The 12,272-nt window shown below is 62.7% G+C and carries 9 protein-coding genes; 4 read left to right on the top strand and 5 right to left on the bottom strand.

All coding sequences use genetic code 11. From position 1 onward, the window contains the following. Nucleotide 1: 1 nt before the first annotated feature. Nucleotides 2-1,534: a S10 family peptidase gene (locus GTP58_RS16515; RefSeq protein ID WP_161078391.1), complete on the bottom strand. Its 1,533-nt coding sequence runs from the start codon at nt 1,532-1,534 to the stop codon at nt 2-4. Between the two features lie 180 nt (nt 1,535-1,714). On the opposite strand from GTP58_RS16515, the gene GTP58_RS16510 reads away from it, so the two are divergent. Then, nucleotides 1,715-2,173 (top strand): hypothetical protein, encoded by a 459-nt coding sequence (locus GTP58_RS16510; protein ID WP_072786195.1) that lies wholly within the window; start codon nt 1,715-1,717, stop codon nt 2,171-2,173. On the opposite strand, the gene GTP58_RS16505 is transcribed toward GTP58_RS16510, so the two are convergent. Genes GTP58_RS16505 through GTP58_RS16495 form a run of 3 tightly spaced genes read right to left on the bottom strand, consistent with a single transcriptional unit; the run spans nt 2,174 to nt 5,375 of the window. Further along, a complete protein-coding gene (locus tag GTP58_RS16505) occupies nt 2,174-3,358 on the bottom strand; it encodes an ABC transporter permease (protein ID WP_084560192.1) in 1,185 nt (394 codons plus the stop codon). 44 nt (nt 3,359-3,402) lie between these two features. Beyond that, nucleotides 3,403-4,146 (bottom strand): ABC transporter ATP-binding protein, encoded by a 744-nt coding sequence (locus tag GTP58_RS16500; protein WP_161078390.1) that lies wholly within the window; start codon nt 4,144-4,146, stop codon nt 3,403-3,405. Then, on the bottom strand, nt 4,143-5,375 hold the full coding sequence (locus tag GTP58_RS16495) for an efflux RND transporter periplasmic adaptor subunit (protein WP_161078389.1): 1,233 nt from the start codon (nt 5,373-5,375) through the stop codon (nt 4,143-4,145). Before GTP58_RS16495 ends, GTP58_RS16500 begins: the two co-directional genes overlap by 4 nt. 233 nt (nt 5,376-5,608) lie before the next feature. Between GTP58_RS16495 and GTP58_RS16490 the strand changes: the two genes are divergently transcribed. From GTP58_RS16490 to GTP58_RS16480, 3 genes are all read left to right on the top strand, one after another. After that, on the top strand, nt 5,609-6,568 hold the full coding sequence (locus GTP58_RS16490; RefSeq protein ID WP_161078388.1) for an alpha/beta fold hydrolase: 960 nt from the start codon (nt 5,609-5,611) through the stop codon (nt 6,566-6,568). A gap of 165 nt (nt 6,569-6,733) precedes the next feature. Continuing rightward, nucleotides 6,734-10,006 (top strand): MHYT domain-containing protein, encoded by a 3,273-nt coding sequence (locus tag GTP58_RS16485; RefSeq protein ID WP_229215609.1) that lies wholly within the window; start codon nt 6,734-6,736, stop codon nt 10,004-10,006. Next, entirely contained in the window at nt 10,003-11,001 is a 999-nt protein-coding gene (locus GTP58_RS16480) for an HD domain-containing phosphohydrolase (protein ID WP_161078386.1), read from the top strand. Before GTP58_RS16485 ends, GTP58_RS16480 begins: the two co-directional genes overlap by 4 nt. Here the strand turns inward: GTP58_RS16480 and GTP58_RS16475 are convergent, their stop codons facing one another. Continuing rightward, nucleotides 11,002-12,222, bottom strand: coding sequence for a pyridoxal phosphate-dependent aminotransferase family protein (locus GTP58_RS16475; RefSeq protein WP_161078385.1), 1,221 nt, complete (start codon nt 12,220-12,222; stop codon nt 11,002-11,004). Nucleotides 12,223-12,272 lie beyond the last annotated feature (50 nt).

Genomic DNA, 12,272 nt, shown 5'->3' with positions numbered 1-12,272 from the left:
ATCAATACTTGGCTGGCGCGTTCTGTGCTGGCGTGGCGGAGCGAATGAAGTCGCGCAGATCGTCATTCGCGGTCGCCAGGTCGGCCGAACGCAGGTACATCATGTGGCCGCTGCGGTAGCCTTCAAAACGCAGGCGGTCTTTCATCTTGCCGCTCGGGTCCAGATGCCACATGGTGTACTTGGCGTCGAAGTAGGTGCAGGCGCCGTCGTAGTAGCCCGACTGGATCATCACTTTCAGATACGGATTGGCAGCCATGGCCAGGCGCAGGTTCTCGCCCGTGTTCTCGTTCTTGTAGTCCCACGGATGGACGTCGCCGAACAGGTTGTATTTGACGTCGGTCTTGTAGCCCAGGTCCACGCGCAGGTACTGGTTGATGGCCGGCGTGAACGAGTGCAGCCACGAGGTCAGCTCAGCGTTGTAATCGACCTTGTCGCCCGAATCAGTCTTGTCGATGCCCAGGTAGCGCGAGTCCAGGCGGCCCACGGTCTTGCCCTGTTTGCGCAGCAGCTCTTTCCAGAACTGCTGCGGTTGCACCGCCAGGTTGTTCTGCAAAACGTATTCCGCCGACAGGCCGGAATAGCGCGCCACCTTGGCGGCGATCTGCGCGCGCTTCTGCGCATCGAGGAAGCCGCCCTTGGCCAGCGCTGGCAGGAATTCATCAGTGGTGAAGGCTTCCACTTCCGGCAGCACGTCCTTCAGATCCTTCGCTTGCAGGTCGGCTGGCAGCACTTTCTGATACCACGCGGTGGCGGCGTAATACGGCAGCTTCAACGCATCATCCACCGCACCGTCGCGTTTCAGGCCCAGCTCCGTCGGCGACACAAGCACCACCCCATTCAGATACATCCACTGCGCGTTTTGCAGTTCCAGCGCCAAGCCGGACACGCGCGAGGTGCCATAGCTTTCGCCGATCAGGTATTTCGGCGAAGTCCAGCGGCCTTCACGCGACACAAAAGTGCTCACCCACTCAGCCAGATACTGGATGTCCGCGTTCACGCCAAAGAAGCGCGAACGGTCGGCCTTCCCATCCAGCACGCGCGAGAAGCCGGTGTTGACCGGATCGATATACACAATATCGGCGACGTCGAGTATCGAGTGCGGGTTGTCCTTCACGCCATACGGCTGCACCGGATAGCCTTCCGCATCCAGGTTCAGCACCTTGGGACCAGTATAGGCAACGTGCATCCACACCGACGCCGAACCCGGGCCGCCGTTAAACGACAGCACCAGCGGACGCTTGCCCTTGTCGCTGACATCCGTACGCTGGTAATAGGTATAGAACAGCGACGCCGTCACCTTGCCATCCTTGTCCCACACCGGCTGCGTACCCGCCGTCACTTTGTACGGCACCAGCTTGCCCTTGATCGTCACCTGGCCCGTCTTGCTGACTTGCGCATCCGCCTTGAGCAGGCGCTCGGAAGCTTGCAGTTCGGCGGCGCGTTCTTTGCTGAGGGCGGGCGCCTTGTCGGCATCCTGGGAAAATGCTGCTGAGCTTATGGCCAGCAACATCAGTACGGCAAGCTTGGATTTCATGGCATCTCTCAAGGGGGTGAAAAAATCTATGGTAGTTCAACTAAATACCAAAACACAATGAACTACATGAAGCCGCCCAGCTGAAAAAAGCCTGGGGAAAATCAACACCATGACAATTTCCTTGTGGAAAACTATGAGATAATTCCCGCCGCAATATTGGCGCCCGAAAAAATTGTCGCTATGACCACGCAACACGACCATTCCCCTTATCTCGACCAACTGGACGATCCGCAAGCCTTCTGGGAGCAGCGTATCCGTGCCAGCCGCTGGATGATTGCCAAGACCATCGGTCTGGGCGTGCTGGCGGCCGCCTTGGGCATCCTGGGCCAGGGATGGCTGGAAGACGCCTCCCCCATCTTCCCCTTCATCAGCCAGAACTACGGACTGTGGCAAGCCGGCTACCTGCTGTTGCTGCTGATGATATTCCTGCTGTGGGCCGCAGCCCTGCTGCAAAAATTCGGCCTGCTGCAAAACAGCAAACAGGGCATGAAGACGCAGCAGCGCATCGACGAGCATAACGCCCGTATCGAAGAACGCCGCCGCGCCAACAACGAACGCCGCGAGGCAGTCCGCAAGGAGCGCGACGAGCACACCATCTTCACCAAAGCATCCTCGCGCGGCAAACGCTTCGAATACTGATTACTCGTAGCGCAGGCAGTCCACCGGCAACAGCTTGGATGCCCTGCGCGCCGGATAGAAGCCAAAGAACACACCCACCAGGCTGGAGAAGCCACACGCCACGATCACCGCACGCAAGGTGATGATGACATCGAACTTGCCGGTTGCCGTGATCCCGGCCGCCGCGCCGCTGGCCAGCAGAATCCCGAAAATACCGCCCACCAGGCAGATCACCACCGCTTCGGTCAGGAACTGCAGCAGCACGTCGCGCGGCTTGGCGCCGATCGCCATGCGGATGCCGATTTCACGCGTGCGCTCGGTCACCGACACCAGCATGATGTTCATGATGCCGATGCCGCCCACCACCAGCGAGATCGCGCCGATCAGCCCCAGGAGCAGCGCGATGCCGGCGCTGATCTTCTGCGCCGTCTCCGCGAACGACGCCAGGTTATCGATGCGGAAGTCATCCGGCTGGTCGATCTTGATGTGATGGCGGTCGCGCAGCGTTTCGCTGATGTCCTGGATGGCATCCTTCAAATCGCCACCCGACTTACCCTGCGCCACCACGTAATGCACATTGCCGGGGAACTGCACCTTGACCAGGTTGGCAGCAGCCGCCGTAATCGGCACGATCACATACTCGCTCAAGTCACCGCCATCGACCTGCTTGCCCTCGCCGTACAACACGCCCACCACCTGGAACGAGACGTTCTCGATGCGGATGTATTTGCCCAGCGGGTCGGTCTTGTAGAAGAACTGGTCGGCGATCTTGCGGCCGATGACCACCATGCGCGCCGAGGCCCGAACGTCGGCGTCGCTGAAGGCGCTGCCCTTGTCCACCTTCCAGCCGCGGATCTTGAACATGGCCGGCGTCACGCCGTGCACGGTCTTGGACGCGTTCTCGTTGCCGACGGCCAGATTAAAGCCGCCCTGCAGCACCGGCGCCGCCCCCGCCAGCGATGGCAACTGGTCCAGCGCTGCCGCATCCCTGATGGTCAGCGCCGGCTGCGCGCCGTTGCGCATGCGCTGCTGCTGCGCGCGGTCGCCGCCCGGCGAAACGAACAGCATATTGGTGCCCAGCTGTTCCAGCTCCTTGGCGATAAAGCGCTTCATGCTGTCGCCCACCGCCAGCAGCAGCACCACCGACGTAATGCCGATGATGATGCCCAGCATGGTCAGCAGCGTACGCAGGCGGTTCGCGAGCATGGAGCGGAACGCCTCCACTACGATCTGTAAAAAGTTCATATCGTTTATACCATTATTGATTCATGGCTCAGCGCCAGCTGGCGCAAGCCCTCCGCCGCCGGGCCGTCGTATAGGACGCGGCCATCCTTGAGCCGCATCAGGCGCTTGCTGTAGGCGGCGATGTCCGGTTCGTGCGTCACCAGCAGGATGGTGATGCCGCGCTCCTGGTTCAATTCCTGGAACGAGCGCATGATCTCCACGCTGGTTTGCGTATCGAGATTGCCGGTTGGTTCATCGGCCAGGATCAGCGGCGGATCGCCCACCAGCGCGCGCGCAATCGCCACGCGCTGCTGCTGGCCGCCGGACAGCTGGTTCGGCGTGCGTTTGGCCATCTCCTTCAAGCCCACGCGCTCCAGTTCCACCAATGCCTTGGCATGCGCCTTGGCGCGTGATACACCCGCGTAGATCAGCGGCAGCGCGACGTTCTCCGCCACGCTCATGCGCTTGATGAGGTTAAAGCTCTGGAACACAAAGCCGATGGTGCGGTTGCGGATGGTCGCCAGTTCATTGCGCGACAGGGTTAGGGTATCGACGCCGTTGAGGAAGTAGCTGCCGCCCGTCGCCTGGTCGAGGCAACCGAAAATATTCATCAGCGTCGATTTGCCGGAGCCGGATTGCCCCATCACCGCCAGGAAGTCGCCGCGCGGTACGGCCAGGTCTATGCCATGCAACACCTGCGTTTCGACGCTGCCGGAGAAGTAGCTTTTGGTGACCTGGCGAATATCGATCAGCAGTTCCGCCGTACTCACAGGCCACCTTCTTTTTCACCGCCGATCGCGCGGGTGATGACCTTGTCGCCCTTTTTCAGTTCACCGCCCACCACTTCGGTGTAGCGGAAGTTGGACAGGCCGATGCGCACGTCCAGCGCTTTAGGCTCGTTGTGCGCGTCCAGCGTGTAGATGCGGAAGGAGCGCGCCAGGTCAGCCTTGGTGCGGAAGGAGGCATCGTCATCCTGCGGCGTATCTGCGGCAGCGGTGGCGCTGGCCGATGCGGAGGCGGATTTGCCAGCAGCCGTTTCAGCGGCCTTCTTCTGCTTCTCGATTTCCTCGTCGCTCAGGCGAAAGCGCAGCGCGGCAGTCGGCACCCGCAGCACGTTCTGGCGATTGCCCACCAGCAGACGCACTTGCGCCGTCATGCCCGGTTTTAGCAGCTCGTCCTTGTTATCGACGTCCAGCACCACGTTGTAGGTGACCACGTTCTGCACCACATTGGCGGCAAGACGGAACTGGCGCATGCGCGCATTGAATTCCTTGTCCGGATAGGCGTCCACCACGAAGCGGGCTTCCTGGCCTTCCTTGAGCTGGCCGACGTCCGCTTCCGACACGCTGGTGTCGATCTGCATCTTGGTCAGGTCGCGCGCGATCTGGAACAGCTGCGGCGTGGTGAATGATGCCGCCACGGTCTGGCCCAGGTCCACGGTACGCTTGATGATGACGCCATCGATCGGCGAGCGGATCACACTGTTATCCAGATCGGCCTGCGCGCGCGCCAGCTGCGCCTGCGCCAGCTGGATATTCGCCTGCGCCACATCAACCTCGCGCTTGGACTGGTCCAGCGCCAGCGGCGAGATATAGCTTTGCGTCAGCAGCGACTGGTTGCGCTGGTGCGTGGCCTGCGCCAGCCGCAGCGAGGCCTTGGCCGATGACAGCTGCGCATCGGCCTGGCGGATCTGCGCGTTGAAGATGGTCGGGTCCAGTTTCAGCAGCACCTGGCCCTTGGTCACGTGGTCGTTGAAGTCCGCTTTGAGCTCGCTCACCGTGCCCGAAACCTGCGAGCCAATGTTAATCAGGGCGACCGGATTGATGGTCCCGGTGGCCGTTACCGTCTGCGTGATATTGCCGGTATCAACCGCCGCCGTGCGGAAGCGTGGCGCCTCCACCACGGGGGTCTTGCTTTTGGAATAGTACGCGGCTGCAGCACCGCCGATCACGAGCAGGCCGACGGCCAGCACCAGCTTCTTTTTGGTCAGGAAAGCCATTGTTTTCAGTGTGTCCCATAGTGAGATCCGGCGATATGCGGATCAGCCCGGCAAGTATCAAACAGATTTGTTTTTAAAGCAACACGTCGGTCCACTAACCCTTCCGGGTCAAGCGCCCATATCCAGCTGGCGGGATATGCAAAATTGCAATCCGGCTTTGCAGGAATGTCCGTTCTCAAGCAGGGAAATTCTGCCTACCATGCGTTCATCTCATCTCACTACGGAGCACCATCATGACTGAACAGATCAACCCATCCCGCCGCAACGCCATGGTCGGCAGCGCCGTCGCCGCAGCCGCCACCGCACTGGCCGCAGTCGGCAGCGAAGCGGTCGCCGCGCCAGCCGGCAAAGTCACCAGGACGGTCGCCACCATCACCACCCGCGACGGCGTCGAGATCTATTACAAGGACTGGGGTCCTCGCAATGGCCAGCCCGTGATCCTGAGCCATGGATGGCCACTGAGCTCGGACAGCTGGGAATCGGCAGCCTTCTTCCTGGCCAATAACGGCTTCCGCGTCATCACCCATGACCGCCGTGGCCATGGCCGTTCCAGCCAGCCCTGGGAAGGCAACGACATGGACCACTACGCCGACGACCTGGCGCAGCTGATTGAAGCGCTCGACCTGAAGAACATCATCCTGGCCGGCTTCTCGACCGGTGGCGGCGAAGTGGCGCGCTACGTTGGCCGCCATGGCACCAAACGCATCGCCAAACTGGGCCTGATCTCTTCCGTGCCGCCGCTGATGCTGAAGACTGACACCAATCCGGACGGCCTGCCGATCGAAGTATTCGACGGCATCCGCCAAGGCCAGATCAATAACCGCGGCCAGCTGTATCTGGACATCGCCTCCGGCCCGTTCTACAACTACAACCGTCCTGGCGCCAAACCATCGCAAGGCATCATCCAGGCCTGGTATGCACAGGGCATGCAGGGCGGTTTCAAAAACACCTACGACTCGATCAAGGCCTTCTCGGAAACCGACTTCCGCGACGATCTGAAAAAGTTCGACAAGCCGACCCTGATCATCCACGGCGACGACGACCAGGTCGTGCCGATCAAGGCGGCCGGCATCGCCTCTGCAAAGATCGTCAAAGGTTCCAAGCTGCTGGTGTATCCAGGTGCGCCGCACGGCCTGACCGACACGCACAAAGAGAAGTTCAACAACGATTTCCTGGCCTTCGCCAAGTCGTAAAAATTTAGGAAAAACCGCCTCCGGGCGGTTTTTTTATGTGATAAGGTTTCCCTCACCATGATGGAAATCTTCTCCCCCCCGGACAACCCTGTCCTGCTTCAATACGGCACCTACTCACCGGCGCTGGTCATCCTCTCAATCCTGGTTGCCATATTCTCATCATGGATGGGATTACAAGTGGCGGAACAGGCACGCCGCATCAACACGCGCGGGCTGCGCTACGCCATGCTGGCCACCGGCAGCCTGGCGCTGGGCTGCGGCGTCTGGTCCATGCACTTCATCGGCATGCTGGCTTTTGACCTGTGCATCAACGTCGACTACGACCATGGCCTGACACTGCTGTCCGTACTGCCCAGCCTTGCCGCGTCGTGGGTGGCGCTCTACATCATCAGCATGCGCCGTTTGAGCGCCATCTCGCTCGTCTGTGGCGGCGTGCTGGTTGGCGCGGGCATCGGCGCCATGCACTACACCGGCATGGCGGCGATGGTGATGATGCTGGATCTGCGCTACGACCCGTTCATGTTTGGTTTGTCCATCGTGGTGGCGGTGGTGCTGGCCACGCTGGCATTGTGGATACGCTTTGGCCTGCGCACGCTGCGCCTGCCGCGCGGTGTGGTGGGAGGGATCAGCGCTACCGTCATGGGCTGCGCCATCGCCGGCATGCACTACACCGGCATGGCGGCGGCGCGTTTCGTCGGCCAGCTGCCACCGGATCCGGTCGCGCAGCAGAACTCCACTTTCCTGGCGCTGGCGATCACGCTGATTACCGTCGCCTTCACCGTATTTGTGATGGCCGCCAATGGCCTGCTGCGCTACCGCGAACTGTATCGCCAGCAAAACGAGAGCCAGGCCTGGATGCGCGCGCTGCTGACCACCACCGTGGATGGCGTGATCACCGTCGACCGCGAAGGCCTGATCCACGAATTCAATGCCTCGGCCGAACGCATCTTCGGCTGGCGCCGCGATGAGATCCTGGGCCGCAATGTCCGCATCCTGATGGCCGATGCGGAACGTTCCGAACGCGAGGGCCTGCTCAACTACCTGCGCACCGAAAATGCCGCCATTCCCGGCAAGGGCAGCGAGGTGATCGCCGTGCGCAAGGACGGCAGCCAGGTGCCGATACGGCGCGCGCTGGGCCACGCACGTCTGGCGGAGCGCGACCTGTTTGTGCTGTTCATTACCGACATCACGGAACGCCGCGCCATCATGCAGGCGCTGCGCGACAGCGAACAGCAATTCCGTTCGCTGATCGGCAATATCCCCGGCATCTCCTTCCGCAGCAGCATGGCCTTCGATGCGCCACCCACCTTCATCAGCGACGGCATCGAGCGCGTCGCCGGCTATTCGGCCAGCGAGTTTGTGGGCGCCAGTCGCACCCGCACGCTGGGCTCCCTGATCTGCGAAGAAGACCGCGAACGCGTGGCAGATGAAATCTCGCGCAGCATCGACGCCTTGAGCGCCTACCAGGTCGAGTACTGCCTGATCCACGCCGATGGCAGCCGCCGCTTCATGTGGGAGCATGGCGCTGTGACGCAGGATGAAAGCCACCCGGACGTGCGCTGGATCGACGGCGTCATCCTCGACATCAGCGAGCGGCGCGAAATGGAGCAGCAGCTGCGCCAGGCCAAGGAAACAGCGGAACAGGCCGCCGCCGCGCGCGCCAGCTTTGTCGCCAATATGAGCCACGAGATCCGCACGCCGATGAACGCCATCCTCGGCTTTACCGACGTGCTGCTCGACACGGAGCTCAACGCCGAGCAGCGCCGCCATCTGGACACGGTGCGCAAGGAAGGCCGCTCGCTGCTACGCCTGCTCAATGAAATTCTCGATACCGCCAAGCTGGATAAGGGCGCGGTGGAACTGGAGCCCGACGATTACAGCCTGCTCGGCCTCATCGACGAGCTGGCGTCCACCTTCGGCAGCAACGCCCGCAGCAAGGGCCTGACCATCGATATCAATTACGACACGGGCTTGCCAGCCTGGCTGCATGGCGACGAGCTGCGCATGCGGCAGATCCTGGGCAACCTGCTGGACAACGCCATCAAGTTCACCTCGGCCGGCAAGGTCAGCCTGCGGGCCGCCGTGCAGCAGGGCCAGTTGCATATCGCCGTGCAGGACACCGGCATCGGCATCGCGCCGGAACGCATCAACGCCATCTTCGATCCGTTCACCCAGGCCGACGCCTCGATGACGCGCCGCTTTGGCGGCACAGGCCTGGGCACCACCATCAGCCGCCAGCTGGTGGCGCTCATGGGCGGCAAGATCTGGGCCGAGAGCACGCAGGGCGTCGGCACCACCTTCCACGTCATGCTGCCGCTGGAACCGGCGCGCAACGGCCAGGCGCAAAGCAGCGAGCGCAGCGACTATCCGCTGCCGGCCCTGCGCGTGCTGGCGGCAGACGATGTGCCGCAAAACCTGGAGCTGCTGTCGCTGCTGCTGGCCAAACGCGGCCACACGCTGGACACCGCGCAGGACGGCGCGCAAGCAGTGCAGATGACGGCGGAACAGCGCTATGACGTGCTGCTCATGGATATGCAGATGCCGCTCATGGACGGTCTGGCCGCGACGCGCGCGATCCGCCTCCGCGAGCAGGACAGCGGCGCTACCACGCTGCCTATCGTGGCGATGACGGCCAGCGTGCTGGCGGCGCACCGCGAAGCCGCCGCCGCTGCGGGCATGGACGGTTTCGCCTCCAAGCCGGTGGACTGGCACACGCTGTCGCATGAAATCGCCAAGGTGCTCGCACTGCCGCCCCTGGCTTCCGCGCCGCCGCCATCCGAAGTGCCACGCCAGCGTGTACTGAACCAGAAAGCCGGCCTGCAACGCTGGGGCGACCAGGAGGCCGCATACCATCAGGCGCTGCACCGCTTTGTCGCGGACTACAGCACGGCCGCCGCCACGCTGGCCAAGCTGCTGGCCAACAGCAGCGAGGTACGCCTGGCCGAGGCGCAGGCCTGGTGCCACAAGGTGCGCGGCGTCGCCGCCAACATCGGCCTGGAACAGCTGACCGCAACGCTGGCGCAGCTCGAAAAGCTGTGCGGCTCGCCGCAACGCGACGGTGCGGGCAGCATCTCTTCCGCCCTGCAGACGGAGCTGGCGCAAGCCCAGCGGACGCTGGCAGCACAGCTGGACGCAGCGCTGAGCGCCATTCACGCGCTGGCGCCGCCACGCGGTGCACGGCTGGAAGCGCCGCCGCCGGCAGCTGCCTTCGATCCGGTTATCGCGCGCCAGAAATGCGCCGCTCTGCTACCATTCCTGCAGCGGGGCGCCTTGAATGACGCCGCCCTGACCGCGCTGACCGCCGCCCTCACCGGCGCGCCCGAGGCACTGGCCCGGCAGCTCGGCGCCGTGCAGGACGCCCTGAACGATTTCGACTTCCCGCAGGCGCAAGCCGCATTACAGACCTTACTGGCCAGCCTGACCACGGAGTACCCATGAGAACCACCCACCAGCCCAACCAGCCGCAGATTCTTGTGGTGGACGATGAAGCCAGCAACCTGCAGCTGCTGCGCCACATCCTGCAAGACCAGTATCGCCTGCTGTTCGCCAAGGACGGCCCGCGCGCACTGGAACTGGCGCAGTCAGAAAAGCCGCAACTGATCCTGCTGGACGTCATGATGCCGGGGATGACCGGCTATGAAACCTGCGCCAGACTGAAGGCCGATCCGGCCACCGCCGCCATCCCGGTGATCTTTGTCACCGCCCTCAGCGACACCGACGATGAGGTGGTCGGCTTTGAGGCAGGCGCGGTGGACTACATCACCAAGCCGGTCAGCCCGCCCATCGTGCGTGCGCGCGTGCGTACCCACCTGTCGCTGGTGGGCGTGGATGAACTCAAGAAGACCCGCCTGGAAATCGTCCAGCGTCTCGGTCTGGCGGCGGAATACAAGGATAACGAAACCGGCCTGCACGTGATCCGCATGAGCCACTACGCGCGCATCCTGGGCCTGGCCATGGGCATGACCGAGGCCGAAGCGGAAGACCTGCTGCACGCCGCGCCCATGCACGATGTCGGCAAGATCGGCATTCCCGACAATATACTGCGCAAGCCCGGGCCGCTGGACGCGGAAGAATGGAAGGTGATGCAGTCGCACGCCGTCATCGGTGGCAAGATCATCGGCCAGCATCCGCATGGCATGCTGGCCATGGCCTACGACGTCGCCATGACCCACCACGAAAAGTGGGATGGCAGCGGCTACCCGAATGGCTTGAAGGGCGAGGAGATCCCGCTGGTCGGCCGCATCATCGCGATCGCCGACGTGTTTGACGCGCTGACGTCAGCGCGTCCGTACAAGGAAGCATGGCCGGTGGAGAAGGCCGTCGAGCACATGCTGGCGCAGCGCGACAAGCATTTCGAAGGCCGCCTGGTGGACATCTTCCTGCAACAGATGCCCGCGCTGCTTGAAGTGAAGGAACGCTGGGCAGAGCAATAATCAGGCGGCCAGGCGTTCGCCGCGGCCCGCCAGACGCGCCATCACGCTCACGGCGTGATCGATCTGCGCCCTGGTGTGGCCCGCATTCATCATGAAGCGCAGGCGTGCCTGACCCACCGGTGCGGCCGGGAACTGGATCGAATCCACATGCACGCCTTCGCGCCGCAGTTCCACCGCATAGCGCTGGCAAGTCTCCGCATCGCCGATCAGCACCGGCAGGATTGGCGTGGCGGTCGAGATGATGGTGTAGCCCAGCGGCTGCATCTGTTCGATGAAATAGCGCTGGTTGTCCCACAGGCGCTGGCGGCGCTGCGGTTCTTCTTCCAGAATATCCAGTGCGGCCAGCAGCGCCGCTGCCTGGTCCGGTGGCGGCGGGCAGGTGAAGCCGTAGGCGGAGCTGGTCAGGCGGATCACATTGGCCACCTCCTTGTCCACCGCGACAAAGCCGCCGATCGAACCAAGCGCCTTGCTCAGGGTCCCCATCTGCATGATATTGCTGCTGTAGCAGTTGAAGTGCTCGGAGGTGCCGCCACCGTTGGCGCCCAGGATGCCGGTGGCATGGGCGTCATCGATGTACAGCAGCGCGCCAAAGCGCTCGGCCAGCGCCACCAGTTCCGGCAGCGGTGCGATCGTGCCTTCCATGCTGAACACGCCGTCGCTGACGATGATCGGCGTGGTGCCGTCGGTGGCGCCGGCCTGCAGCAGCGACTCCAGATGGTTCATATCGCAATGGCGGTAGTTGTAGCGCAGCGCGCCGGACATCTGTATGCCTTCGCGGATCGAGATGTGATTGAATTCATCCGAATAGTAGGCGTACTTGTGGCGCTTCTTGGCACGGAAGCCGTGCAGGCGCGCCAGCGTGGCCGCCTTGACGATGGAAGACAGCACACCGATATTGGCCATATAGCCCGTCACAAACAGCACCGCATCGCTCTTGTGCTTCAGGGCGCCGAGGCGGCGCTCCAGCTCGCGGTACACATCCAGGTCGCCGCCCAGCAGGCGCGATTCGCAATTGCCCACGCCATAGCGGTCCAGGCCCTGCTTGGCAGCCGCCACCAGACGTGGATGGTTAGCCAGTGCCAGGTAGTTATTGGTGCTGAACGAGACCACCGTTTCGCCCTGGGTGACGAAGGTAGGGTCGGGCAAGGTGGCGTGTACCGAGGAGTCGTGGTAAATCGGATGGTGCTGCAGCCAGGAGGCGATATCGCTTAAATCATGCATGATGTGAAAGGCCAATAGAGAACAGCTCATCATAGAACTGCACGGCTTTC

The organism is Duganella sp. CY15W, assembly GCF_009857555.1.
Lineage (GTDB): Bacteria > Pseudomonadota > Gammaproteobacteria > Burkholderiales > Burkholderiaceae_D > Rugamonas > Rugamonas sacchari.
Note: the sequence above shows the minus strand (reverse complement) of the source record. Positions and strands in the feature narration are given on the sequence as shown.

Coding starts and splice junctions, on each gene's coding strand:
- GTP58_RS16515 (WP_161078391.1), bottom strand. CDS start 1,534: ATGAAATCCAAGCTTGCCGTACTGATGTTGCTGGCCATAAGCTCAGCA.
- GTP58_RS16510 (WP_072786195.1), top strand. CDS start 1,715: ATGACCACGCAACACGACCATTCCCCTTATCTCGACCAACTGGACGAT.
- GTP58_RS16505 (WP_084560192.1), bottom strand. CDS start 3,358: ATGCTCGCGAACCGCCTGCGTACGCTGCTGACCATGCTGGGCATCATC.
- GTP58_RS16495 (WP_161078389.1), bottom strand. CDS start 5,375: ATGGCTTTCCTGACCAAAAAGAAGCTGGTGCTGGCCGTCGGCCTGCTC.
- GTP58_RS16490 (WP_161078388.1), top strand. CDS start 5,609: ATGACTGAACAGATCAACCCATCCCGCCGCAACGCCATGGTCGGCAGC.
- GTP58_RS16485 (WP_229215609.1), top strand. CDS start 6,734: ATGGGATTACAAGTGGCGGAACAGGCACGCCGCATCAACACGCGCGGG.
- GTP58_RS16480 (WP_161078386.1), top strand. CDS start 10,003: ATGAGAACCACCCACCAGCCCAACCAGCCGCAGATTCTTGTGGTGGAC.
- GTP58_RS16475 (WP_161078385.1), bottom strand. CDS start 12,222: ATGCATGATTTAAGCGATATCGCCTCCTGGCTGCAGCACCATCCGATT.